The 26,217-nt window shown below is 42.6% G+C and carries 24 protein-coding genes; 9 read left to right on the top strand and 15 right to left on the bottom strand.

Translation table 11 applies throughout. The annotated features are described in order from the left end of the window. Positions 1–134: 134 nt before the first annotated feature. The 6 genes from pcp to H5180_RS02975 all read right to left on the bottom strand — a co-directional run bounded on the left by pcp (position 135) and on the right by H5180_RS02975 (position 6,006). Positions 135–803, bottom strand: coding sequence for a pyroglutamyl-peptidase I (pcp, locus tag H5180_RS02950; protein ID WP_220493022.1), 669 nt, complete (start codon positions 801–803; stop codon positions 135–137). After that, entirely contained in the window at positions 796–1,821 is a 1,026-nt protein-coding gene (locus tag H5180_RS02955) for a DUF979 domain-containing protein (RefSeq protein WP_145233259.1), read from the bottom strand. The genes pcp and H5180_RS02955 overlap by 8 nt, the downstream gene beginning before the upstream one ends. Further along, positions 1,821–2,525, bottom strand: a complete 705-nt coding sequence (locus H5180_RS02960) for a DUF969 domain-containing protein (protein WP_145233413.1) — start codon at positions 2,523–2,525, stop codon at positions 1,821–1,823. Before H5180_RS02960 ends, H5180_RS02955 begins: the two co-directional genes overlap by 1 nt. Positions 2,526–2,590: 65 nt before the next feature. Beyond that, entirely contained in the window at positions 2,591–3,526 is a 936-nt protein-coding gene (locus tag H5180_RS02965; protein WP_182757630.1) for a biotin-dependent carboxyltransferase family protein, read from the bottom strand. After that, a complete protein-coding gene (gene pxpB, locus H5180_RS02970; protein ID WP_145233263.1) occupies positions 3,523–4,191 on the bottom strand; it encodes a 5-oxoprolinase subunit PxpB in 669 nt (222 codons plus the stop codon). The genes H5180_RS02965 and pxpB overlap by 4 nt, the downstream gene beginning before the upstream one ends. Positions 4,192–4,488: 297 nt before the next feature. Then, positions 4,489–6,006, bottom strand: a complete 1,518-nt coding sequence (locus H5180_RS02975) for a leucyl aminopeptidase (protein WP_182757631.1) — start codon at positions 6,004–6,006, stop codon at positions 4,489–4,491. Positions 6,007–6,173: 167 nt separating this feature from the next. On the opposite strand from H5180_RS02975, the gene msrA reads away from it, so the two are divergent. Next, complete coding sequence (gene msrA, locus H5180_RS02980; RefSeq protein WP_182757632.1) at positions 6,174–7,502, top strand: peptide-methionine (S)-S-oxide reductase MsrA; 1,329 nt, start codon at positions 6,174–6,176, stop codon at positions 7,500–7,502. Between the two features lie 117 nt (positions 7,503–7,619). Here the strand turns inward: msrA and H5180_RS02985 are convergent, their stop codons facing one another. Continuing rightward, on the bottom strand, positions 7,620–8,498 hold the full coding sequence (locus H5180_RS02985; protein ID WP_145233266.1) for a LysR family transcriptional regulator: 879 nt from the start codon (positions 8,496–8,498) through the stop codon (positions 7,620–7,622). 444 nt (positions 8,499–8,942) lie between these two features. On the opposite strand from H5180_RS02985, the gene H5180_RS02990 reads away from it, so the two are divergent. After that, positions 8,943–9,530 carry a zinc-ribbon domain-containing protein gene (locus H5180_RS02990; RefSeq protein WP_182757633.1) on the top strand — a complete coding sequence of 196 codons (588 nt, stop codon included), beginning with the start codon at positions 8,943–8,945 and terminating at the stop codon, positions 9,528–9,530. Positions 9,531–9,633: 103 nt separating this feature from the next. On the opposite strand, the gene H5180_RS02995 is transcribed toward H5180_RS02990, so the two are convergent. The 8 genes from H5180_RS02995 to H5180_RS03030 form a co-directional block, all read right to left on the bottom strand. Further along, positions 9,634–10,290 carry a 3-oxoacid CoA-transferase subunit B gene (locus tag H5180_RS02995; protein WP_145233269.1) on the bottom strand — a complete coding sequence of 219 codons (657 nt, stop codon included), beginning with the start codon at positions 10,288–10,290 and terminating at the stop codon, positions 9,634–9,636. A gap of 12 nt (positions 10,291–10,302) precedes the next feature. Beyond that, a complete protein-coding gene (locus H5180_RS03000) occupies positions 10,303–11,001 on the bottom strand; it encodes a CoA transferase subunit A (RefSeq protein ID WP_145233270.1) in 699 nt (232 codons plus the stop codon). A gap of 54 nt (positions 11,002–11,055) precedes the next feature. Continuing rightward, the gene (locus H5180_RS03005; protein ID WP_182757634.1) at positions 11,056–11,967 is read right to left on the bottom strand and encodes a hydroxymethylglutaryl-CoA lyase; all 912 of its coding nucleotides are present in this window, start codon (positions 11,965–11,967) and stop codon (positions 11,056–11,058) included. Further along, positions 11,960–13,936 (bottom strand): acetyl/propionyl/methylcrotonyl-CoA carboxylase subunit alpha, encoded by a 1,977-nt coding sequence (locus H5180_RS03010; RefSeq protein WP_182757635.1) that lies wholly within the window; start codon positions 13,934–13,936, stop codon positions 11,960–11,962. The genes H5180_RS03005 and H5180_RS03010 overlap by 8 nt, the downstream gene beginning before the upstream one ends. An 8-nt stretch (positions 13,937–13,944) precedes the next feature. Next, positions 13,945–14,715: an enoyl-CoA hydratase/isomerase family protein gene (locus H5180_RS03015; RefSeq protein ID WP_182757636.1), complete on the bottom strand. Its 771-nt coding sequence runs from the start codon at positions 14,713–14,715 to the stop codon at positions 13,945–13,947. Between the two features lie 10 nt (positions 14,716–14,725). Continuing rightward, positions 14,726–16,333 carry a carboxyl transferase domain-containing protein gene (locus H5180_RS03020; RefSeq protein WP_145233274.1) on the bottom strand — a complete coding sequence of 536 codons (1,608 nt, stop codon included), beginning with the start codon at positions 16,331–16,333 and terminating at the stop codon, positions 14,726–14,728. An 11-nt stretch (positions 16,334–16,344) separates the two neighbouring features. Further along, positions 16,345–17,520, bottom strand: coding sequence for an isovaleryl-CoA dehydrogenase (locus tag H5180_RS03025; RefSeq protein ID WP_145233275.1), 1,176 nt, complete (start codon positions 17,518–17,520; stop codon positions 16,345–16,347). A gap of 63 nt (positions 17,521–17,583) precedes the next feature. Next, positions 17,584–18,018, bottom strand: a complete 435-nt coding sequence (locus H5180_RS03030) for a MerR family DNA-binding transcriptional regulator (RefSeq protein WP_145233276.1) — start codon at positions 18,016–18,018, stop codon at positions 17,584–17,586. Positions 18,019–18,346: 328 nt separating this feature from the next. On the opposite strand from H5180_RS03030, the gene H5180_RS03035 reads away from it, so the two are divergent. The 7 genes from H5180_RS03035 to H5180_RS03065 all read left to right on the top strand — a co-directional run bounded on the left by H5180_RS03035 (position 18,347) and on the right by H5180_RS03065 (position 25,985). Further along, a complete protein-coding gene (locus H5180_RS03035) occupies positions 18,347–19,528 on the top strand; it encodes an acetyl-CoA C-acyltransferase (RefSeq protein WP_182757637.1) in 1,182 nt (393 codons plus the stop codon). An 89-nt stretch (positions 19,529–19,617) separates the two neighbouring features. Further along, complete coding sequence (locus tag H5180_RS03040; RefSeq protein WP_145233279.1) at positions 19,618–21,108, top strand: CoA-acylating methylmalonate-semialdehyde dehydrogenase; 1,491 nt, start codon at positions 19,618–19,620, stop codon at positions 21,106–21,108. Positions 21,109–21,232: 124 nt separating this feature from the next. Further along, positions 21,233–22,390 (top strand): acyl-CoA dehydrogenase family protein, encoded by a 1,158-nt coding sequence (locus H5180_RS03045; protein ID WP_182757638.1) that lies wholly within the window; start codon positions 21,233–21,235, stop codon positions 22,388–22,390. A gap of 10 nt (positions 22,391–22,400) precedes the next feature. Continuing rightward, positions 22,401–23,180, top strand: coding sequence for an enoyl-CoA hydratase (locus tag H5180_RS03050; RefSeq protein ID WP_145233284.1), 780 nt, complete (start codon positions 22,401–22,403; stop codon positions 23,178–23,180). After that, on the top strand, positions 23,180–24,325 hold the full coding sequence (locus H5180_RS03055; protein WP_182757639.1) for an enoyl-CoA hydratase/isomerase family protein: 1,146 nt from the start codon (positions 23,180–23,182) through the stop codon (positions 24,323–24,325). The genes H5180_RS03050 and H5180_RS03055 overlap by 1 nt, the downstream gene beginning before the upstream one ends. 4 nt (positions 24,326–24,329) lie before the next feature. Then, positions 24,330–25,220, top strand: coding sequence for a 3-hydroxyisobutyrate dehydrogenase (mmsB, locus tag H5180_RS03060; RefSeq protein ID WP_145233289.1), 891 nt, complete (start codon positions 24,330–24,332; stop codon positions 25,218–25,220). 3 nt (positions 25,221–25,223) lie between these two features. Beyond that, positions 25,224–25,985 (top strand): SDR family oxidoreductase, encoded by a 762-nt coding sequence (locus tag H5180_RS03065; RefSeq protein WP_182718994.1) that lies wholly within the window; start codon positions 25,224–25,226, stop codon positions 25,983–25,985. The last annotated feature ends 232 nt before the right edge of the window (positions 25,986–26,217 follow it).

A 26,217-nucleotide genomic window follows, 5' to 3' on the forward strand; every position in this document is an offset into this window, starting at 1 on the left:
ATGTGTGTTAGTTAGGTCATAATACCTAACCATTCACGTTTGTTTTAACAGAAATAATTAACTAAGTCACATAGCTTTTACAATATTTTCAGAATAATTTATGCACCAGCATGGCCGCTGATGCACCAAGTTGGTCAGTGGGTGGTGCCAGCCGCGACTTTTACATCTTGTTTTGCAACAATAGCTTCGTTGATCATTACTTTTAACGCGCTTAACACGGTTTCTTCGCTCATACTCGGTGCGCCATTATGGTGCACAGCTTGGCTTGGTAAATAAGGGATATGCACAAAGCCCCCTTTGATGTGTGGTTCATGCTCATTGATATGATGTAATAGACCATACATAACGTGATTACACACATATGTACCCGCTGTATTAGAAATGGCGGCTGGGATCTCACTTTGTTGCAGTGCTAATAACATGCGTTTGATAGGTAATTTTGCAAAATAAGCAGCAGGAGCATTTTTGACTACGGGGTGATCAATGGGTTGCTTTCCTGCGTTGTCTTTAATTCGGGCATCATCAATATTAATCGCGATACGCTCTATGCTTATTTCACTGCGGCCACCGGCTTGGCCGATACATAATACTAGAACCGGATGATGCTTCTCTATGGCTTTATAAAGCACCTCTAATGAGGTATTAAACTCACACGGTAGCTCAAGGGCTATTACTCGGTGCTTAGCGATTAAATGTTCGTCGAGTTTGCTTACCGCTTGCCACGACGGATTGAGCGATTCGCCGCCAAATGGTGCAAACCCAGTTATCAATACGCAGGGCATGCTTGATGTCAGTTTAGTCATTAAAAATCACCATATACATTAAAATAATATTGACCGTTAATAAGGCCAGCGCAGTAGGTATTTGCACCTTTATAACATGGTATTTGTCTTTTAGGTCGAGTAATGCCGCTGGAATGATATTAAAGTTTGCTGCCATTGGCGTCATTAACGTTCCACAGTAACCACTGTACATCCCAATTGCTACCAGTGGTGCGGCGCTGGCGCCATGACCTTCGATTAAAAAAGGCATAGCAATACCCGCAGTCATTACCGGAAATGCAGCAAACGCATTTCCCATCACCATGGTAAATAACGCCATGCCAACACAATACAGCACCACCAGCATAAAACGATTCTCTGGCGCTATAAATAAAGTAACCAACTCTTTAATTGAGTCTCCTGTTTGCGCCACAATAAACACGCCACCAAGCATTGCTAGCATTTGTGGCAGTATTGCTGCCCAACCGATAGAATCTAGCAGCCGACGGGATTCAGTGACAGCTTCAATCGGATTTCCCCCAGTAATTTTCCAGCCAATAAGTAGCGCAGATACACACGCTATAGTGAGCGATGCGAGAGTTAAATGACGTTGATCAAGTAAGTAATAATCACCAATTGCGATACCATCAAAAGAAACAGTCAGTAATACCGTGATCACGGGTATCATTAATGCGGGAACAAATAATTTATTGCCTAGGCGAGAGGCCGATTGTGTTTGTTGCTGCTCAGTGAGTGGTTGATAACTGCCCATGCTTACTAGGTTTAAACCCGCTAACAGGGCAATTAATACTACGCTCACACCAACCCATAAATAAGTGTTGGCTTTGCCGAACAAGGCAATAGATACATCACCAAATAAAAAACTGCTACCAAATAACAACCAAAATAATGCTGTGGTGAGCCTTTTTGGATGGTTTTTGTCTTGCAGCGTTCGAACAACTAAAAACATCACAACGAGACCAATTAATAAATAAATGTTCTCAATGGTGATAATTGTAGCGTTTGAGTTAGTTACATCGGTTGTTAGTACTTTACTCATCACACTTCCTGCTGTTTGTAGTGAGCAACAGCCAGAGCTATTTTTGCTTCTAAACGAGATAATCTAAATAAATGAATAATGAGTGCGGCAATGGCGGTCGGAATAGCCCATAAACCAATATGCAGCGGTTCAATACCGGCAATGCCGTTTTCCTTTAAGAAGGCATCCATCAATAGTACAGCACCAAAAGCAATGAAAATGTCTTCTCCAAAGAACATCGCAATATTATCAACGGCAGCTGCATGGGCGCTGATCATGTCTTTTATGGGTTTTGGCAGCTCACCGTGTTTATTGGTCGCGGCACCTAATGCCATGGGGGCTAATAATGGACGAACAGTTTGTGCTTGACCGCCAAGGCTTAATAACCCAAGGGCTGCTGAGCATTCTCGAACGATAAAATACAGGGCTAATATACGTGCGCTGGTGGCACTTTGAATTTGTGCAATCCAGTTTTTCGCATGCTGTTGTAAACCATAGCGCTCTAGCAGTGCGATAACGGGTAAAATAAGAATAAAGCTGGCCAGTTGACGAGAGTTCATAAACTTCTCGCCAAAGGTTTGCAAAAGGGTGAGGATATCTAAATTTACCGCCCAACCAGTTGCAAGGCCAGCAACGGTTACTACAATCAGTGGGTTAAAGCGCAAGGCAAATCCTAGCACAACCACTGGAATGCCAATTAATGGCCAATAATTAAGATCAAACATCATAGTTCCTACACTGTGCTGTGTTTATTATTATTTATTAAGCTGAGCTTTTATTTAGTGATTGGTTATCTGATGCTCAAGTTTTTTAGTGCAATAGTCAATTGTTGTAGGTGAGCGTCAAGTTTTCGCTGCGCAGTATTTGCAGCTGCTAGGTTGACGAATTCAAATCGCACAAAGTCACCAGGTTTAAGTTGTGCAAATTGGTGTTGATCCGCACTTATTATAGTACCAAGTAGCGGGTATCCTCCGGTTGTTTGGCCATCATTTAGCAATACGATAGGCTCACCACTGGGTGTTAGTTGGATAGAGCCCGGGCTAACAGCTAAAGAAGGCAATGAATGTGTATGCATTAATTGATTATGCTCAGTACTGAGCCTTACTCCCATACGATTACTTTGCGGACTGACTTGCCATTTCGTCTGGGCAAAAAAATCACTAAATTGTTGTGATAGTAATTGTTGATGTGGGCCTGAATGGACGCGGATCACACTGCGCTTAGCGGGGGCAATCGCACCACGTTGCGGCCAATTGCCATCAAATGGCGTGATTGGGACTTGATCATTGGCTTGTAAAGGCGCGCCCGTTAGGCCACCAAAACCTGCTGCAATATCGGTGGCTGTTGAATTCATCACTGCATGACAATCAATGCCGCCTTTAATTGCGAGGTAGCTGCGAAAACCTTGCCGAGCGGTGGCAAATGTCAGTGTTTGTCCTTGCTCTACTGGATAACTCCAGCCGGGATAAATACTTACTCCATCAAGCTTTGCTTGCATATCAGCGCCATGCAGCGCAATAACAGTGGCACATTGAAACTGTAATTGCGCTAAGCCTAAAGTGATCTCAATAACACTTTGATTATCATCATTGCCCACTAAACGATTGGCAATGATCATTGCATAAGGGTCAAGCGCACCAGATTGGGCAATTCCTAAATGACGATAGCCATGACGGCCGAGATCTTGAATCGTCATTTGCATTCCGGGCTTTATTACGGTGATCATAATACCGACTCCTTAGTAATAAATTGCAGCGTATCGCCCGGTTGTATTGCGCATGGTGGAGTATTTTCACTGTCAAATAATGCAAAATCACTGTGGCCGATAATATGCCAACCACCGGGCGAATCAGCTGGGTAAATCGCGGTTTGATTAGCGCCAATGGCAACCGAACCTTTGGGCACTCGAGTTCGCGGCTGTGCTCTGCGCGGAGTATGTAATTGACTATTCAGACCGTGCAAATATGCAAAGCCTGGCTGAAAGCCTAAAAACAATACTTGATAATGCCCTTGGCTATGTATATCAATTACTTGTTGTGGCGATAAATTGTGATACTCAGCTACATAGTCTAGATCTGGGCCATAGTCACCACCGTATTGGGTAATAATTTTATGATGCTTACCCTGATAGTCGTGCGGATTTATATTTGCCCACCAAAGTGCTAACTGAGCTTGCCAGTGAGCAAGCGAAGTAGGGTCTATTAAATAAACTGTCAGCGAGTTCATTGCGGGTACTACATCTATAAAGGCGTCGCTGGTGTTGCATTGTTGCACTAGTGCCCAGATTTTTTTTTGAATGCTCAGACTGTCATCGTTTAGGGCAGTGGCATCAAGCAATATGCTGTTATTACTGAGGACACTAATAGTTGGAGAGATAGTTTGTTGATCCATAGCCAAATGTATTTATTATTCATGAATACCTCAAACTAGCATATAACGTATGAAATGTTTATAGCGATGCGACTAGTTAACAACCTTGCAATATTAACATTACCCAGTGTAGCGCAAACACATTAGTTTGGTTATGGAATGTTCTGGACTAATACACGTAAACTAGATATGTGAGTCAGACTATAAAAAACTGTGGAATATCACTCACTATTGCTTAGAGTAGGTGTTTGATAATGCCACAGTTGTTATAACAACTAATGATGTTAGTAGAATGCATTAAGTTATAATAGCTTACTGCTAATTACTTAACAGCCACTCACTGAGCAAGCGCACACCATAACCTGTGCCGCCTGGTGAAATTTCATCTTTTCCTTTAGTTGCTAGTGCATTACCTGCAATATCTATGTGTACCCAACGAGTTTCACCAGCAAAATGTTGCAAAAAGCTGGCGGCCGTTGTTGCTCCGGGGCCACTTGAGCCTAGGTTTTTAAGATCGGCAATGTCTGAACTTAAGGTTTCTTTATATCCCAGCGGTAAGCGCCATAGGTTTTCGTTTACTTGCATTCCAGCTAAAGTGAGTTGCGTAACAAGCGTATCGTCATCAGAAAACACCGCCGCATAATCGTTACCTACGGCTTTGATTTTAGAGCCGGTAAGGGTGGCAACGTCTATCATGATCTCCGGCTTGAAATATTCACGTGCATACCACATTGCATCACTTAATACTAAGCGTCCTTCTGCATCAGTATTAACAATCTCAACGCTTAAACCTTCTGCGGTGCGAACCACATCACCAGGGGCAACAGCGTATTGCGACACCATATTGGCAGCCATACCCATAACGGAAACAATGTTTTTGTCAGCTTTTGCAAGCGCCATTGCTTTGATAGTCCCAAGTACAGCGGCGGCGCCAGCCATATCAGATTTCATACGCGCAATTGATGCGCCTGTTTTGATACTATAACCACCAGAGTCAAAGGTGATCCCTTTACCAACCAGAGCAATAGGGGTCGCGTTTGAGCCTTTGTAATGTGCAACGACTAAGCGAGCGCCTTGTTCGCTGCCACGCCCGACAGCTTCAAGTGCCCCCATACCTAGTTCTATTAATTGCTTAGGCTCTAAAATAGTGATTTCTACACCTAGAGACTCAAGCTCTTTTGCCGCACTAGCAAAGTCAACAGGAGTCATTTCGCTGGCCACTTCTGAGGTTAAATCACGTGCTAAAAACACTCCTGCTTGAATGCTTTCAAGTTCAGAATAGTTACGTTTTGTTTGCTTGGAATTACTAACGTCAAAATGATAACTGACAGTGTGAGTGTTCGGAGTTTGTTTATATTTTTCAAAACGATGGTCGCGTAAATTTGCACCGTGTGCAAAGTGAGCACTAAGTACACTGTTATTGTTTACGCCTTCAACGTCATCGAATGCAACCGCAGCAGTTGTTGTTTTACTGCTCATTAATCGCGCATGAATATTACCACCTAGTTTGGTCATTAACGCTCTATCAAGCTTATCTTGCTTACCGGTACCAACAATTAGCACGCGTTTATAGTCACTATTATAAGGTGCAATTAATTCAACAGTACTGGCGTATTTGCCACTAAAACTTTCATTTTCAATAGCGTGCTGTAATTGAGCATTGAACTTTTTATTGATTGAGTTAAATGCGGTATTGCTCCCATCCTCACTGTAAAACAATACTAATGCTTGTGCATTACTATCAAGCTTGGAAGAAAAATTAAACTCTGCAGCATGGCTTTGCGTACTAAGTGCAAGGGCAATTGATAATGCAGAAAAAGCAATAAGGTTTTTCATGTTTGTACCTTTATTAAATAAACACGTTTTACCTCATTTATTCGCATAGGTTAAGTCGGATTCGGTAAAGCCGCAATAATGAGCGATAAAATAACCCACATTCCTGAAATAATATGTTCTGCTTCAAGGTCTACTAAAATGAAGCAACAAATAGAAAGAGGTAGAGTATGTTGGCAGCAAAGAATTGGCTTAAATTAACCACTTTAACAATTTTGTTCAGTGCGGCAAGTTATGGTGTTTCCCTTAACAATGAAAAAGATAATGATATTCAAGCAACAATGCATTTAGAAACCATGGTACTTGGTTCTGGTTGCTTTTGGGGGGCAGAAAAACGTTATGAAGCGCTTCCTGGTGTAATTGATGCAAAGTCAGGCTATGCAGATGGTAAGGGTTTTAAAGCAACTTATCGTAATATTACCCAATCATCGCGCAAGTTCGATGAAAATAATTACGCTGAAGTTGTTCAGGTTACTTACAATAGCAATATAATCAGTGCTGCAACGTTATTAAAAAGTTACTTTGAAAGTCATGATCCAACGCAAAAAAATCGCCAAGGAAATGATATTGGCACGCAGTACCGTTCAATTATTTTAACTACTACTGAGCAACAAGCTGCACTGGCTGAAGAATTAAAACAGCAGTATCAAGATAAACTAACCCAAGCTGGTTATGGCTCTATAAAAACCATTATAAAACCATTAACGGTATTTTTTCCGGCTGAGGAATATCACCAAGACTACTTAGTTAAAAATCCTAATGGCTATTGCCCTGATCATTCAACAGGCGTTGTTTTTGAAAAACGCAGTGATGATAAAGTTGATAATACGGCTTTACTCGCAGGAAAGCAGATAGTGATCATTGATTCACGAGATTACTGCCCTTATTGTGAAAAACTCAAAAAAGATGTGTTAAATGATTATCAAGGAACCATTGCCGTCACTTATCGTAAAGCCGATCAACTTGATGGTTTAACGATTAAATCAGCGACGTGGGCCACCCCAACAATCTTATTTTTAGAAGATGGTAAAGAGGTTTATGGTCGCCAAGGTTATGTGTCTAGCGAAGAGTTTTATAAAGCACTTGGCGCATTTAAATTAGGGGATAGTGAAGCATATACAGTGGCATTTAAGGCCCGTACAGATAGTCCGTTTTGTAAACAGTACGATATTTTTAAAAATACCCCAGACGGTATTTTTATAGACAAACTCAGTGGTGTACCACTGTTTGATACTCGGGATCGGTTTAAATCGGGCACCGGGTGGTTGTCATTTACTCACCCCATCAAAGACAGCGTGACCTTGCATGATGACAATAGTTACGGTATGCAGCGTATTGAAATTAAATCTAAATCTACGGGTATTCATTTAGGGCATTTATTTCCTGGTGAAGGCCCAAAAGGTGAAGATCGTTATTGTATCAATGCAACTGTGTTAGATTTTGTTGCTCGCAAAGACACCAAACAGTTTAGAATAATGGCTGAGGAAAGTGCAGAGTAAGGCTTCAAAATAAACTATTTTTACGATAAACCCATTGAGCTGGGTTTATCGTATTTAATGAGTTGTATATCAAATTATAAGAGTACAATTAATGTCGGATCATCACTGTTATTGGCTTTATTTTAAGTGTTTAAATGTGTCTAGCAGCCATTTTATAAATAGCTCAAGCTGTGCATTTGCCTCGCCAGGGTAGTGCTGTACTAAATAGTATTTATCCTTGGTTACTAATGGTTCATCAGTAAAGTTGCACAACCAGCCTTCGTCAAACCATGTTTGACTAATAGGCAAAGGAATTAGCGCTATACCCATACCTTGTTGCGCTGCGCGGGCAACACCAAACATACTATCTACTTGTATAATTTGCTTGGGTGAAAAGTCATCAAGGCCTGCATGTTCAGCCCATTGATGCCAAGCCCAAGGACGCGCTTTATGCAAAATTAACGGCACTTGTTGTAATGCTTCGAGTGGCTTTTTGTGCCACTGTTGCCAATTTTCTTTATTACAAGCCGGTGTGTATTGTAATGAAAACAGCTCGTGAACAACACCTTCAATTGGCTTCGAAGACGACAGCACAATAGATAGATCACTTTGTTTTGTTAACTCTTTACGCGTTTTCATGGTGTTTAGCTGTAAATTGGTTTTAGGGTGCTCAACAGTCCACTCACTCAGTTTCGGCATTAATAACTCACTGGCAAAAAACTCTGGCAACGTAATGCTGATGGTTATATTTTCTTGCAGCTGACTGAATTCATTAATGGTTTTTTCGAGCGCTTTTATAAGTGGTGATACCGAGTCATAAAAGTTTTTCCCCGCAGCTGTGAGTCTAATTGAGCGTGTTTGGCGTTCAAACAGCTCAATCCCTAACTGTTCTTCTAGTTGCTTTATTTGATGACTAACAGCAGATGGAGTCAAATAAAGCTGATTGGCGGCTTCTTTAAAGCTTAGCGTTCTTGCCGCAAAACAAAATGAACGCAATCCTCTGATAGGTGTTTGCATAGTCGTTGCTAGTAATTCTCAATAACGTTAGTTAAGCAATTATTATCCCAATTTGCAAAAAACCTCTGCTTAAAGTATGGGAATAGGTAATATTTGCCAGAATGCCTAATAAATAGACTTTATTGGATTGTTTAATCTGCTATAAGTATTTAAATAGCTAATATATTAAGTTATTTCCGTTGCTTATTAAATTATATGTTTAAGCAATTTCAGTGATTTTCACAATCATGGGGCATTATACGCTATTTGTGTGACAAATTGGTGCAGCCAAAAAAAATCCCTCTTGCGAGGGATGCAACTCTTGTAATGAACTTTGAAGGGGCAATTTTAGTGTAATTGTGTGACGTAATAATACCTATTTGTGTACAAAAATAAAGTGGAGATATGAAGCACAACCAATCTTGATTAGACATTAATGTAACAAAACACAATAATAGTAGAAAAATGAAAAAGGATTTACTGATAATGTTTTGTACAAATTGTGGAAAGGAAAACCAAGATTCTAATAAGTTTTGCTTTAATTGTGGCCTTAGCTTAAAGGAAGTAATTACATTTAAAGCCTCTTGTACTAGTGAGCCTAAGAACACTCACAATAATTTTCCATTAGTAACTATTCCGCAAAATAAACACTTCAATAAAGCCGTTATAGTTTTTATATTCTTGTTAGTTATTGCTGTTTTAGCCCCAGATAAAGAAGAAAGTGAATTTTACTCAGCTGAAGATAAATCAAGACTCTGTAGAGCTTATATAGGAACAGTTTTTCATAAACCATTTACTCATGTTTCTGCATACAATCAGCATGGTAATCATACCTATGTTGAATATACTAGAAACTCTGATATGACTAATTGGCAATATGTTTGTAATGTTACTGATAAGGAAATTGTATGGGCAGGATGGCAAAGTGATTTAAATGATTGGGGGCGTTGGAGGTATGAAGAACTAGGTAAATTGTCATATCGAGAAGATGAGAATATTGTAATAATTTCAGGTAAGAAAATAGATGTTACGAGAGTCTATTTGATGGATTGATAAGCAACAGGATAAAAAAAATCCCTCTTGCGAGGGATTTTGGGTAACTCAGCGCCATTGGCACTGGGAATGAGGTCGGTACAGGGTGGACCTGAGCGTTAAATTAAAAAACCATCTCAGGGATTTCACCATCAACAAGTAATTTACCTGCTGTTTTACTAATAATTTCATCAACTGACACGCCCGGTGCGCGTTCTAAAAGATGAAATGCGCCGTCTTTGACTTCTAACACGGCTAAATCTGTTACTATTTTCTTCACACAGTTAACACCAGTTAAAGGTAAAGAGCAACTTTCTAGCAGTTTCGAGTCACCATGTTTACTTGCATGGGTCATAGTAACGATAATATTTTTTGCACCAGCGACAAGGTCCATCGCGCCGCCCATGCCTTTGATCAACTTTTTAGGGATCATCCACGATGCGATACTACCGTTTTGGTCAACTTCAAATGCACCTAGAACAGTTAAGTCTACATGACCTCCACGGATCATTGCAAAACTATCTGCACTATTAAATATGGCTGCGCCTTTAGCTGCTGTCACGGTTTCTTTACCCGCGTTGATCATATCTGCATCAAGCTCTGCTTTAGTAGGGTATTGCCCCATGCCTAGTAAGCCATTTTCAGACTGTAACATCACCTCAATGTTATCAGGTACGTAGTTTGCCACTAACGTAGGAATACCGATACCGAGGTTAACGTAATAACCGTCTTGTAGTTCTTGTGCAACGCGCATTGCGACTTGTTCACGTGATAATGCCATAATTATTGCTCCTTAATCGCGAGTGGTTACACGTTCAATGCGTTTTTCAAAGTTACCTTTGATCACGCGATTAACAAAAATACCAGGGGTGTGAATTTGGCTTGGCTCAAGTTCGCCTGGTTCAACAATTTCTTCAACTTCAGCAACGGTAATTTTACCTGCTGTTGCGGCCATTGGGTTGAAGTTCATCGCCGTGTGTCGAAACACTAAATTACCATAACGGTCCGCTTTCCATGCTTTTACAATGGCAAACTCACCAGTGATTGATTCTTCTAAGATATAAGGGCGTCCGTTAAATTCTTTTACATCTTTACCTTCTGCCACAGGCGTACCGTAACCTGTTGCTGTATAAAAAGCAGGAATGCCAGCACCACCGGCACGCATTTTTTCAGCCAGCGTACCTTGCGGAGTAAGCTCGACATCAATTTCGCCGCTCAACAATTGCTGTTCGAATAGGGCATTTTCACCCACGTAGGAGGCAATAATTTTTTTAATTTGCTTGTCGTGCAATAAAATACCTAAACCAAAATCATCTACACCGCAGTTATTCGATACCACAGTAAGTTCTTTGGTTTGTTTACGTTTGATTTCGCTGATCAATCCCTCAGGGATACCGCATAAACCAAAACCACCAGCGATAATGGTATCGCCATCTTTTAAGCCTTCCATTGCAGCTTCATAACTTGAAACCACTTTATCGAAACCGGCCATGGGCCCACTCCTTATTTGTAATTATATGACTACTAATTTAAGGCTAAATATAGACTATTGATCAGTAGTTTGATTTTTAAGTGCCAAGGATACCTTGCTCACAGGTTGTTTATTTAATGCCGTGCAAATTGCCCAACCAGCTTTAGCCAGTCTTTCTAAATCAATTCCATGCTCTATGCCAAGTCCTTGTAGTAAGTAAACTACATCTTCAGTGGCAACATTTCCTGACGCACCCTTTGCATAAGGGCAGCCACCAAGGCCTGCAACCGCACTGTCAACCGTTGCTATACCTCGCTTTAAGGCAGTGTAAATATTTGTGAGCGCTTGACCATAAGTATCGTGAAAATGAACAGCTAACAATGACTTATCAATTTCAGCTAGTAGCACGTCCAACAGCTCATCGACCTTTTTTGCGGTACCTACGCCAATAGTGTCACCTAGGCTTACTTCGTAACAACCAAGGTCTAATAACTTTTGACATACTTGTAGTACGCGCTGCGGATCGATATCGCCTTCGTATGGGCAGCCAAGCACACAACTAACATAACCACGAACACGAATATTATGTGATTTAGCAAAGGCCATTACATCAGTAAAGCGGGCTATGCTTTGGTTAATTGAGCAGTTAATATTCTTCTGACAAAAGGCTTCACTGGCAGCGGTAAAAATAGCAAATTCTTTAATACCTACAGCATGGGCTGCTTCTGCACCTTTTAAGTTAGGCGTAAGTGCCGTTAAATTAGTCGTAGGTAAATCAAGCGCACTGATCACATTGCTGGAATCGGCCATTTGTGGCACCCATTTCGGTGATACAAATGCGCCTGCTTCAATGTCTTTAACACCTGCATCAGCAAGAGCGTTAATTAAGGTTACCTTATCTTGGGTAGTTACTGCACGCTCGTTTTGTAAGCCATCACGGGCACCAACTTCAACAATGCGAACATGACTTGGTAGTGTACTATTCATCTGCTGCGCTCTCATCGCTGACAATTGCTAATAGGGCACCATGACTCACCAGAGCACCTTCTGCAAAACAATAGCTTTGCAATACACCATCATGGGGGGCGGTAAGCGTATATTCCATTTTCATTGCTTCTATGATCACCACAGCATCACCTTTTGTGATGGTGCTGCCAACGTCAATAAGGTGTTTTACAACGGTACCATTAAGTGGTGCTGCAAGCGGTAGGGCATCGCTTTCGTGATCACTGATATAGTGTTTATCAAAAATATCAAAGGTAGTTTGCAATGCCTTGTACATTACTGTGATGCTATTGTCTGCAGTAACCACATGGCCGATATGTTTATTGCCATTGATAAATACACTACACAGGTTATTGTCGATACTGCCAGAGGTTGTATAGTCAACCTCATCGATGCGGACTGTGTACCCCGCTTGATGAGCTGTTGCAGTGATCGCATTATCAACGAATGGCACCTTGATTGTTGCTTCTGCATTGAGTTTAAAACCAGCTAGACTGTCCCATGCGTTCTGAGTTCCTTGACGATTAAGCCCAGTTAAATAGCTAAATGCAGCTATAATGCGGCTGCTAACAGCGTGTTGTTGATTAACTTTAAGCAACGCATCGCCTTGCTCTTCAATAAAGTGAGTATCAGGAGCGCCTTGCTTAAAGGTTGCATGGTTAGCAAGGGTGTGTAAGAAGCTCACATTACAACTAAAGCCCGCTAAATGAAATTGTTCAAGGGCTGTGCTTAATCGTGCTAAAGCTTGCTCGCGCGAGTCATCATGAACGATCAATTTAGCGATCATAGGATCGTAAAATGGACTGATCTCATCCCCTTGCATGATCCCAGTATCAATGCGTACATACTCAGATTGAACTGGTATATACAAGCCATTGATGGTACCAGAGCAAGGAATAAAGTCATTGCTTGGATCTTCGGCGTAAATACGCGCTTCAAAGCTGTGGCCCTGTAATTGGATATCACTTTGTTGCATGGGTAATGGGTTACCTGCGGCGACGTTAATTTGCCAATTAACTAAATCGACACCAGTCACCATTTCAGTAACAGGGTGCTCAACTTGCAGCCGGGTGTTCATTTCCATAAAGAAGAATTCATCGCCACACAGTAAAAACTCAACCGTGCCTGCACCTCGGTAATTGATCGCAAGTGCACAGCGTACTGCGGCTTCGCCCATTTCTTTGCGAAGTTCGTCAGATAAACCAGGCGCGGGGGCTTCTTCAATCACCTTTTGATGGCGGCGTTGTAATGAACAATCACGATCACCTAAGTACACACAGTTACCGTGATTATCAGCAAACACTTGCACTTCAACATGGCGTGGTTTATTAACATAGCGCTCAAGTAGTACTAAGTCGTTACCAAAACCGGCGATTGCCTCACGCTGTGCACCTTGTAGAGCACTGATAAAGTCTTTTGCATGTTCAACCACGCGCATGCCTTTACCACCGCCACCAAAGGCTGCTTTGATAAGCACTGGGTAACCAATTTTTTCAGCTTCAGCTTGTAAAAACGCAGGATCTTGTTTGTCACCATAATAACCAGGTACTAATGGTACATTCGCGGCTGCCATTATTTCTTTGGCGCGGGTTTTTGAGCCCATTGCTTCGATACTGCTCGCTGGTGGGCCTATAAACGCAATATTATTGGCTTCACAGGCCTTTGCAAATTCACTGTTCTCAGATAAAAAGCCGTAACCAGGGTGAATGCAATCAGCACCTGCATCCAGTGCTACTTGGATAATTTTATCAGCTACCAAATAGGAGTCTTTACTCGGCGCTGCACCAATATGGTAGGCTTCATCGGCGAGTTTTACATGTTGTGAATTTTTATCTGCATCAGAGTAAACCGCCACAGTGGTTAAGCCCATTTGCTTTGCGGTACGCATAACCCGACAGGCAATTTCGCCGCGATTAGCAATAAGAATTTTTTGTAATGATTGTGTGCTCATGGTGATCCCTATTTTTGCCAATTTGGTGGGCGCTTTTCAAAAAATGCAGTTAAGCCTTCTTGGCCTTCTTTTGAGACGCGAATTTCTGCAATCCGCTCAGCGGTTAAATTAATGATTTGACCATTAATATCATGACCTGCCACATCGTTGATCAATTGTTTTGCTGCGCGAACCGCGACAGGGCCGTTGTTGATCAGTGTTTCGAGTAGTTGATCAAGCGCGCATTCAAGTTTACCGGTTACTTGATGAATTAAGCCTAATTGCTTGGCTGTGTGGGCATCAAAAATCTCAGCGGTTAAAAAATAACGACGTGCAGCGCGCTCGCCGATGGCTCTGATCACATACGGGCTGATTACAGCTGGAATGAGGCCAAGTTTTACTTCGCTTAAACAAAACTGTGCATTGTCTTGGCATATGGCTATGTCACAACAGGCAATTAAGCCCAGTGCGCCGCCAAATGCCGCGCCTTGCACAGCACATACCGTTGGCAGTGGGCTGCTGGCTAATACATGCATTAATTTGGCAAGTTGTTTTGAATCCGCAAGATTCTCACTAAAGTCATTGTTTGCCATGGACTTCATCCAATTAAGATCAGCCCCTGCAGAGAAATGCTCTCCCTCAGTTTTTAAAACAAGGGCGCGTACATCTAAGCTATTAGCATGCTCTATACATTGAATAAGTTCTTGGATCACTTGCTCGTTAAAGGCATTGCGCTTTTCAGGGCGACTTAAAACGAGTACAGCCACATTTGATTTAGTTATTTGTAGTGTTACTGACATACTCACGTCCTTACATTCTAAATACGCCGAATTGCGAATCACGTTTTGGTGCATTGGCTGCAGCACTGAGGGCTAAACCTAGCACACTACGGGTATCTGCTGGATCGATGATACCGTCATCCCACAAACGGGCGCTGGCATAGTATGGATGACCTTGTTGCTCGTATTGCTCGATAATCGGCTGTTTAAACTCGCTGATTTGCTGATCAGTCATGCTTTGGCCTTTACGGGCTAAACCATCTTGCTTAACTTGCGCCATAACGCCTGCTGCTTGTTCGCCGCCCATCACAGAAATACGCGCATTAGGCCACATCCACATCATAGTCGGTTCAAACGCACGACCACACATGCCATAGTTACCTGCGCCATAAGAGCCGCCAATTAATACGGTAAATTTTGGAACATCAGCACACGAAACAGCCATCACCATTTTAGCTCCGTGTTTAGCAATGCCTTCGGCTTCGTATTTTTTACCTACCATAAAGCCGGTTATATTTTGTAAAAACACCAGTGGAATATTTCGTTGTGCGCACAGCTGTATAAAGTGCGCGCCTTTTTGAGCTGACTCACTAAACAAAATGCCATTGTTAGCAACAATCCCAACCGGATGACCATAGATTTTCGCAAACCCAGTCACTAAGGTATCGCCAAAGTAACGTTTAAACTCATCAAATGAAGAGTCATCCACGGTACGCGCAATCACTTCGCGAACATCAAATGGCTTTTTAAGATCGGTGCCAACAATGCCGTATAATTCGTTAATATCATAACGCGGTGCTTTTACTTGCTCTAATATTGGCGAAGTAGGGCGTTGATAATTAATTCGTTCAATACATTGGCGAGCAATTGATAACGCATGAGCGTCATTTTCAGCGTAATGATCGGCAACCCCTGATGTTTTACAGTGGACATCAGCGCCGCCAAGTTCTTCTGCGGTTACCTCTTCACCTGTAGCCGCTTTTACCAGCGGTGGGCCGGCTAAAAATATTGTGCCTTGCTCTTTTACAATGATGCTTTCGTCGGCCATTGCAGGCACGTACGCGCCACCTGCGGTACATAAACCCATAACGACTGCAATTTGTGGAATGCCTTTGCCCGACATACGCGCTTGATTATAAAAAATACGACCAAAGTGCAGTTTGTCAGGAAACACATCATCTTGCTCAGGTAGGTTGGCACCACCTGAATCAACCAAATATATACACGGTAGGTGACACCGCTCGGCAATATCTTGTGCGCGTAAATGTTTTTTAACGGTTAGCGGAAAATAGGTGCCGCCCTTAACTGTCGCATCATTGGCGATGATCATACATTCAACGCCTTTAACACGGCCAATACCAGCAACTACACCGGCACAAGGAATCGCTTGCTCATAAACACCAAAGGCTGCAAATTGTGAAATCTCTAAAAATGGTGAACCTTCGTCAAGTAAGGTACTAATGCGTTCACGCACGAACATTTTACCACGGCTTTCATGGCGTTCTATTAACGCTACGCCACCACCTTGGCTGATCTCGCTTACTTTATCGCGTAAATCATCAACCAGTGCCGCCATATTTTTATGATTTTGCAAAAACTGCGGGTCGTGAGGGTTGACGCTTGATTTTAAAATAGTCATAGCGCTTATCCTTAACGGCTTTCAGTAAATAATTCGCGACCAATTAGCATGCGACGAATTTCTGAGGTACCGGCACCAATTTCATAAAGCTTAGCGTCACGCAATAGGCGGCCAGTGGCGTATTCGTTGATATAACCGTTACCACCAAGAATTTGAATAGCATCAAGTGCCATTTTAGTTGCCAGCTCAGCCGCATATAGAATTGCGCCTGCGGCATCTTTACGGGTCGTTTCACCGCGATCACATGAACGCGCAACAGTGTATACATAAGAGCGGGCTGCATTCATTTGTGTATACATGTCGGCTACTTTGCCTTGTATCAGCTGAAATTGACCAATCGGTGTATCAAACTGCTTACGTTCATGAATATACGGTACTACAATATCCATACAGGCTTGCATGATACCCAGCGGGCCTGCCGCTAGTACAACACGTTCATAATCAAGGCCACTCATTAGTACCTTAACGCCTTCGTTTAAATTGCCAAGAATATTCTCTTCTGGTACTTCACAGTTTTCGAACACTAATTCACAGGTATTTGAGCCGCGCATCCCGAGTTTGTCGAGTTTTTGGGCGGTAGAAAAACCAGGGAAATTACTCTCAACAATAAATGCGGTGATGCCTTTAGCGCCAGCGGTTAAATCAGTTTTTGCATAGATCACTAAAGTATGCGCATCTGGACCATTGGTGATCCACATTTTATTACCGTTTAAAATGTACTTATCGCCTTTTTTCTCGGCTTTAAGTTTCATTGATACTACGTCAGAGCCTGCGTTAGGCTCACTCATGGCAAGGGCACCAATGTGCTCACCACTAATTAATTTTGGTAAGTATTTTTCTTTTTGTGCTTGCGTGCCATTACGGTTAATTTGATTAACACACAGGTTAGAATGAGCACCGTAACTTAGGCCGATAGAGGCACTCGCTCGGCTAATTTCTTCCATTGCGATTACGTGTTCAAGGTAACCAAGACCGGCACCACCGAGCTCTTCGGGTACGGTCATACCTAGTAAGCCCATTTCGCCAAGTTGTGGCCAAAGCTGATTAGGAAACGCATTATCAAGATCGGTTTTTTCAGCTAAAGGGGCAATTTCTTGGCTAGCAAAACTGTTTACATGATCGCGGATCATATCTGCGGTTTCGCCAAGGCCAAAGTTCATTTCTTTATATAGTGAAATAGTGCTCATGATTCATTCCTGTGTGAGAGACTGTTAATGAATAGTCATTTAATCGTTATTGTTTAAAACTAGTTATTCATCTAATTGATTTAAGGTGTCGCGACAACGACGCTCTGCGGTTACTAATTCCATCAAGACAACTTTAATGTCATCCATTTGTTGGCTTAGATCAGCTTTTTTATCTGAAATTAAGTCAAGCATAGTCACTAACTGTTTAGCGCTGGATTTATCGGCATCATAAAGTTCAAACAAACGGCCTGTTTCAGCTAAGGTAAAACCTAACCGCTTGCCACGTAAAATAAGTTTTAAACGCACTTTATCGCGTTTTGAATAAATACGGGTTTGGCCATTACGCTCAGGTGAAATTAAGCCCTGATCTTCGTAAAAGCGAATTGAGCGGGTGGTTATATCAAACTCTTTAGCCAGTTCACTGATACTAAAGGTTTGTTCATTGCTTGCCGGTTCGGCGGCTGAACTTGCAAAGTTTGTTTGATTATCTTGATTCATAGTGTTTTTACCTCATTCGAATAACTCCAATATAAGTGAAGTTTACGTAAAGGTAAAGTGGATTGTAGAACTTATACTTTAGACTAATAACCTAAAGCCATAAATAGCAGGTGTAACCTGTATTAATGCAGCTTGCAGGGGCGCTGTTTGTATTAGGCTACAGCAAAATAAAGATATGTTTACACTTTCGTTGGGCGCAAAAACCTTGATTTTAGATTTACGTTGGCGTAAACGTAAATATTATGTATGCTCATAAGCAGATTATAAATACAGTGTTTGGCTAATCTCTGCATATGAATATAGCCAATTATAAAATGGAGCCTTTTTTATGACTACCGAAGCCGTTGTTATTGTAGCAGCAAAACGCACCCCAATGGGTGGTTTTATGGGAGCCCTTAGTGATGCAGCCGCCACTGAGTTAGGTGCAACAGCCATTGCCAGTGCGCTTGCTGACACCGGATTAAGCGATACAGCTATTGATGAAGTGATCATGGGCTGTGTATTACCGGCAGGTTTAGGTCAAGCGCCAGCACGTCAAGCAATGTTAAAAGCAGGTCTTGCGCGCAGTACTGGCGCTACGACCATCAACAAAGTATGTGGTTCAGGTTTAAAGGCCGCCATGCTTGCACATGATTTAATTAAAGCCGGTTCAATTAACAGCGCGGTTGCAGGTGGCATGGAAAGCATGACCAACTCGCCATATTTTATTCCTAAAGCGCGTGGCGGTATGCGTATGGGCCATGGCGAAATTAAAGATCACATGATGAGTGATGGCCTAGAAGACGCATACGATAATAAAGCGATGGGCTGTTTTGCTCAAGATACGGCTGATGAATACGGTATTGGCCGCGAGCAAATGGATGAATTTGCACTTAATTCACTGACCAAAGCCAATGCAGCGATTGCAAATGGCGATTTTGTAAATGAAATTGCGCCGCACACTATTAGCTCTCGCAAGGGCGATGTAACCATCAGCATTGACGAGCAACCAGGTAATGCACGCCCAGAAAAAATTCCCGCTTTGCGTGCTGCGTTTAAAAAAGACGGCACCATCACTGCGGCTAATTCATCGTCAATTTCAGACGGTGGCGCAGCCCTTATTTTAATGAGTGAATCGCACGCCAAAGCACAAGGGCTTACGCCACTGTGTCGTATTGTTGCGCACAGTACCCATTCTCAAAAACCAAGTGAGTTTACTCTTGCTCCTGTTGGCGCAATAAATAGTTTGCTTGCAAAAGCAGGCTGGACAACTGACGACGTTGACTTATGGGAAATTAACGAAGCATTCGCCATGGTAACAATGTTGGCGATTAATGAATTAAAACTTGATGCCAGCAAAGTGAATGTTAATGGTGGTGCTTGTGCACTTGGCCACCCAATTGGTGCTAGCGGCGCACGTATTTTAGTGACACTTATCCATGCTCTTAAAAATCGTGGCCTGAAAAAAGGCGTAGCATCTTTATGTATTGGCGGTGGCGAGGCGGTCGCACTGGCGGTTGAAGCACTATAAATTAGTTAAATTTAAATTCTTACAGCCGTAGGCTCTTTTAACAATAACTACTGCGGCTTAATTTATTACCCTCTGGGGAGGAGTGCGTTATGCACCAAGTACCATTACTGATCAACGGCGAATTTGTTCAATCAACATCAGATCAACTGATTGACGTTATTAATCCAGCAAACCAAGAAGTGTTAGCACAAGTTCCGTGTGCTACCGACGCTGAAATGGATGCGGCTATCGCATCTGCCAAAGACACCTTTAAAAGCTGGAAAGACGTGCCAATTACTGAACGTGCGCGCATTATGATGAAGTATGCAGCACTTTTAAAAGAGCACCACGATGAACTAGCCACCATTATTTGCCATGAATTAGGCAAAACCTTTGAAGATGCCAAAGGCGATGTTTGGCGTGGTATTGAAGTGGTTGAGCAAGCAGCTAATGCGCCATCTTTAATGATGGGCGAAACCATGGAAAACGTGGCCCGTAAAATCGATACTTACTCATACATGCAACCACTGGGTGTGTGCGCGGGTATTACGCCGTTTAACTTTCCAGCGATGATCCCACTATGGATGTTCCCACTGGCGATTGTCTGTGGTAACACCTTTATTTTAAAACCCTCTGAGCAAGATCCGCTGACGCCAATGCGACTCGCTGAACTGTTCATTGAAGCCGGCGCACCTGCAGGTGTACTACAAGTTGTTCATGGCACTAAAGTACAAGTTGACCGCTTATTAGAAGATCCCGCAGTACGCGCAATTTCGTTTGTTGGCTCGTGTGGCGTAGGTGAATACATTTACTCTAAAGGCACTGCTAATTTAAAACGTGTACAAGCCTGTGTCGGTGCTAAAAACCACATGGTGATCATGCCTGATGCAAGTCGCTCACATGTAGTTAATAACCTTGTTGGTGCCTCTGTTGGTGCTGCGGGTCAGCGTTGTATGGGTATTTCAGTGGCGGTGTTTGTTGGCCAAGCGAAAGACTGGGTTGAAGACATCAAAGCCGGTTTTGCCAATGTGCGCCCGGGTGTGTGGGATGACAAAGATGCAGCCTATGGTCCGCAAACATCGACCGCAGCCAAAGCGCGTATTTTGTCACTGATTGCACAAGGTAAAGAGCAAGGTGCAACGTGTTTAATTGATGGCTCTGATTTTACTGTTGCAGGCTATGAAAAAGGTAACTGGGTAGGACCTACCTTATTTACTGACGTCACCACTGAGATGGATTTATACAAAGAAGAAATTTTTGGCCCAGTACTGGCGTGTATGTTTGTTGATTCGCTTGATGAAGCAATCGCGCTTATAAATGATTCTCCATTTGGTAATGGCACGTCGTTATTCACCTCAAGTGGTGCGGTTGCGCGTAAGTTCCAACATGAGATTGAAGTCGGTCAAGTGGGTATTAACGTACCAATTCCTGTGCCACTGCCATTCTTTTCGTTCACCGGTTGGAAAGGTTCATTCTATGGCGATACGCATACGTACGGTAAGCAAGGTATTCGTTTTTATACTGAGACCAAAACAATTACTTCACGTTGGTTTGAAGACGAGATTGCCTCTGGTCCAAACATGAGCATTAATCTTAAATAACTAATTTAACTTACTCCACATAATAAAAAAGAGGGGCACGAAGGCTATTTCACACACAATATTGCCTTCGTTGCTCTTCACGAATATCTAATTTGACAACGCAATTATAAACAAGAGGTCTCCAATGGACTTTAATTTAACTGAAGATCAGCAAGCATTTGCTCAAACAGCTCGTCAATTCGCAGAATCAGCACTGGCTCCTTATGCAGCAAAATGGGACCGCGAACATATTTTTCCAAAAGATACCATTAAAGCTGCTGGTGAACTGGGTTTCTGTGGTTTGTATACGCCAGAGGAAGCAGGCGGTTTAGGCCTGTCGCGCTTAGATTCAAGTATTATTTTTGAACAGTTGGCGATGGGTTGTACAGCTACAACCGCAATGTTGACCATTCACAATATGGCGACCTGGATGATTGCAAGTTTTGGTACTGAGCAAACAAAAGCTCAATATTGTGATCAACTTGTTATGGGTGAGCTACTAGCTTCTTATTGTTTAACAGAGCCTGGTTCAGGCTCCGATGCAGCCTCATTGAAAACAAAAGCGGTTCGTGATGGCGATTATTACGTGATCAATGGCTCAAAAATGTTTATCTCAGGCGCAGGCGAGACCGAAGTGTTAGTAGTTATGGCGCGTACTGGCGGTGAAGGTGCGGCGGGTATTTCTGCGTTTGTAGTACCGGCTGATGCCAAAGGCGTTGAATACGGTAAAGCAGAAGAAAAAATGGGCTGGAATGCGCAGCCAACACGACTAATTAGTTTTGAAGATGTACGCATACCTGCTCATAATTTATTAGGTCAAGAAGGTGAAGGCTTTAAGTTTGCAATGCAAGGCCTTGATGGCGGGCGTATTAATATTGCAACTTGTTCAATTGGCACTGCCCAAGCGGCACTTGAAACAGCCCGTGAATACTTAAAAGAACGCACACAATTTGGTAAACCGTTGGCTGCTTTTCAAGCGCTGCAATTTAAAATTGCCGATATGAATACCGAGCTTGTTGCGGCGCGTCAAATGGTGCGTTTAGCGGCTTTTAAACTTGATAATAATGACAGCGAAAAAACTACTTATTGCGCCATGGCAAAGCGTTTTGCCACTGATGTCGGTTTTACTGTGTGTAATGACGCACTACAAATTCATGGTGGTTATGGTTATATCAAAGAATACCCACTGGAGCGCCACGTTCGTGACGTGCGCGTTCATCAAATTCTTGAAGGTACTAACGAGATCATGCGGGTGATTATTGCACGCCGTATTTTAGCTGAATCAGCAGCCGATATTCTATAAGGAGCGCGAAATGTCAAACCCAAGTATTGAATTAACCATTGAAGGTCACGTAGCGATTTTAACCATGTCTAATCCGCCAGCGAATACCTGGACTAAAGACACGTTAATTGCCTTAAAAAATATGGTAAATGAGCTCAATGACAATAAAAATGTTTACTCATTAGTGATCACCGGTGAAGGTGAAAAGTTTTTCAGTGCTGGTGCTGATTTAAATGTATTTGCTGGTGGCGATAAAGGCGTTGCAGCGACTATGTCGCAAGTATTTGGTGACGCATTTGAAGCATTAACTGCATTTAGAGGTGTATCCATTGCCGCGATCAATGGCTATGCCATGGGTGGTGGTCTAGAAGTGGCGTTAGCATGTGATATTCGCATTGCAGAAGAGCAAGCACAAATGGCACTACCAGAAGCCAAAGTAGGTTTACTACCGTGTGCGGGTGGCACGCAAAACCTAGCATGGTTAGTTGGTGAAGGCTGGGCTAAACGTATGATCTTATGTGGTGAGCGTCTAAAAGCAGATAAAGCCCTACAAATCGGCTTAGTTGAAGAAGTGGTACCACAAGGCGAAAGTCTTGCGGTGGCACTTAAATTAGCTACTCAAGTGGCAGATCAAAGTCCTGTTGCTGTTAGTGCCTGTAAAACCCTGATCCAAAAGGGCCGCACTCAGCCAATGGCGCATGTATTACCGCTTGAACGTGAGTTATTTGTTGGTTTGTTTGATACACAAGATCAACAAGAAGGGGTGAATGCCTTCCTAGAAAAACGCAAAGCAAATTGGGTGAATGGCTAATGATTGAGTTAACGCAATTAAATTCACCAGATGCGCCCGTGGTGTTTGAAACTGCGAGCGCTGCAAACGGTTCACTCATTGGTTTTGCCACGCTCAACTCCCCTAAATCTTTAAATGCACTTAATTTTGAGATGATCAAATTATTAGCGCCGCAACTTAACGCATGGGCGGCTGACAGTAATGTTGCGATGGTGATACTTAAAGGGGCAGGGGATAAAGCATTTTGTGCCGGTGGTGATGTAGTTAGCCTACATAATGCTATGAACAGTGGTGAACCGGCAAATCTAATAGAAGATTACTTTGCTCACGAGTATCGCCTTGACCACCTCATTCATTGTTATGATAAACCGATCCTTGTTTGGGGTAATGGTATTGTGATGGGCGGCGGTTTAGGCTTAATGGCCGGAGCGAGTCATCGTGTGGTAACTGAGAACTCACGTATAGCTATGCCTGAGCTAACAATTGGTTTATACCCAGATGTAGGCGGCAGTTATTTTCTACATAAAATGCCTGAATATGTTGGCTTATTTTTGGGGTTAACTGCAGCGTCTATTAATTGTGACGATGCAATGTATGTGGCATTGGCTGATCACTACCTCAAGGCGGATAAATACGACACTCTGATTGAGCAATTGTGCAGCATTAAGTGGGGTAAAACGGCTTCATTGAATCACGAGAAGCTGACCAGTTTACTTACCGAACTTGATAATGTTTCTGGGCGTATGCCAAAAGGCAATGTAAAGGCGCATTTAGCCACCATTCAAAAATTGGGTGAGTTTACTGATCTACGCGATAAAGTAAATTATATCTTAAATCTAGAAACTGACGATACGTGGCTTACCCGAGCACAAAAAGCATTAAAGCACGGTTGCCCGCTCAGTTGCGCCTTAGTTGAGCGTCAACTTGCCAGTTCAAAAGGTAAAAGTTTAGGCGAATGTTTTCAAATGGAACTGGGTATGTCGGTTCGCTGTGGTGAAGTCGGCGAGTTTCAAGAAGGTATTCGTGCGTTACTGATTGATAAAGACGGCGCGCCTAATTGGCAGTTTAAAACGCTTGAACAGATCCCAGATGAATTAGTCGAGAGTTTTTTTGTTCAACGTTGGGATCACGACTCACATCCACTAAAACAACTTACACAAGGATAATGTTATGTCACTTTCTATTGGTTTTATTGGTTTAGGTAACATGGGTGGCCCAATGGCTGCCAACTTAGTTAAAGCGGGTCATCAGGTTAAGGTGTTTGATTTAAACCGATCGGTCGTAAATCTACTTGCTGAAAATGGCGCGATCGCCGCGGATGATGCTAAACATTGTGCAACGGATGTTGATGTATTGATCAGCATGCTACCGGCCAGTAAGCACGTTAAGTCACTTTATTTAGGTGATACCGGACTTGTACATATTTTAGCAAAGTCAACGTTAGTAATTGATTGTTCAACGATTGATGCAGCATCAGCACGCGACGTAGGCGCTGAGCTTAGTGAGCATGGTATCGACTTTGTTGACGCGCCGGTATCCGGTGGTGTTGCCGGTGCAACGGCAGGTACACTGACCTTTATCGTCGGTGGTGGCGATGAGCAATTTGCTAAGGCCCAACCGGTGCTTGCTGATATGGGTAAAAATATCTTTCATGCAGGTGATATTGGCGCAGGACAAGTCGCAAAAATTTGTAATAACATGCTATTGAGTATTTTAATGGCGGGAACCAGTGAAGCAATTCAAATGGGTATAAATAATGGCCTTGACGCAAAAGTGCTGAGCGACATTATGACCGCCAGCTCTGGTCGTAACTGGACCCTTGAGCTTTACAATCCTTGCCCAGGTGTGATGGCCACAGCCCCGGCTAGTAATGATTATAAACCAGGCTTTATGGTTGATTTAATGGCTAAAGACCTAGGTCTTGCGATGGAAGCCGCGCAGCAAAGTAATTCAGTAACCCCGATGGGGTCAATGGCTAAAAACCTTTATACCATGTTGCAACACCAAGGTGCGGGCAGCGAAGACTTTAGCGCCATATTTAAATTATTCTCGAAGGAGTAACAGGTGGAAATTAAAAATAATACCGTGGTGATCACCGGTGGCGCGCAAGGCTTAGGATTTGCAATGGCGCATAAACTTGCGTCGCTTGGTGCTAATATTGCGTTAATTGATATGCAACAAGCGTTGTTAGATGATGCAGTTGCTGAGCTTAGCCAACATGGTGTAACTGTAAAAGCCTATGTTGCCAATGTGACTGATGAAGATGCGGTGGTAAATACATTTAATTCCATCAATACAGATTTTGGTCATATTGGTGTATTGATAAATAATGCCGGTATTTTACGCGATGGTATGTTTATCAAAGCCAAAGAAGGCAAAGTGGTTGCTAAAATGGCCCTTGATCAATTTAAGTCAGTGATTGATGTAAACTTAACCGGCGTGTTTTTAGCGGGGCGTGAAGCTGCGTGCCATATGATTGAATCGGGTAAAGGTGGCGTGATAGTTAATATGTCGAGTGTTGCTCGTGCAGGTAACATTGGTCAAACTAACTACGCTGCGTCGAAAGCGGGTGTGGTAGCAATGACCACTGGTTGGGCAAAAGAACTTGGCCGTTTTGGTATTCGTGTAGGTGCCATTGCACCAGGCGTTATTCGTACTAATATGACCGACGCTATGAAACCAGAAGCCAAGCAGCGTATGCTAGCAGTAACACCCGTAGGGCGCTTTGGTGAAGCGGATGAAATTGCGCACACAGCGCAGTATATTATCGAAAACGACTTCTTCACCGGTCGCGTGGTTGAGATTGACGGCGGTATTCGTTTGTAAGTAAACCTTTTTTAAGTGTAATAAAACGGCAAGCCTCGGCTTGCCGTTTTTGTTTTATAGCTTAATTGATTAATAAAGTAGCATCTTAAGTGACACTGTATGTATATGGCTATGTTGTCTTTCGGTGTTGGTGAACTATAGTTAATGTACTGAAACCCAACAACGGCAGGTGCAATATGGCTTCCAAGCAGTTTCAAAATATACTACATCACATTACCAACTTAAATTACGC

The sequence above is a fragment of the Pseudoalteromonas sp. SR41-4 genome (assembly GCF_014163985.1).
Taxonomy (GTDB): Bacteria; Pseudomonadota; Gammaproteobacteria; order Enterobacterales; family Alteromonadaceae; genus Pseudoalteromonas; species Pseudoalteromonas rhizosphaerae.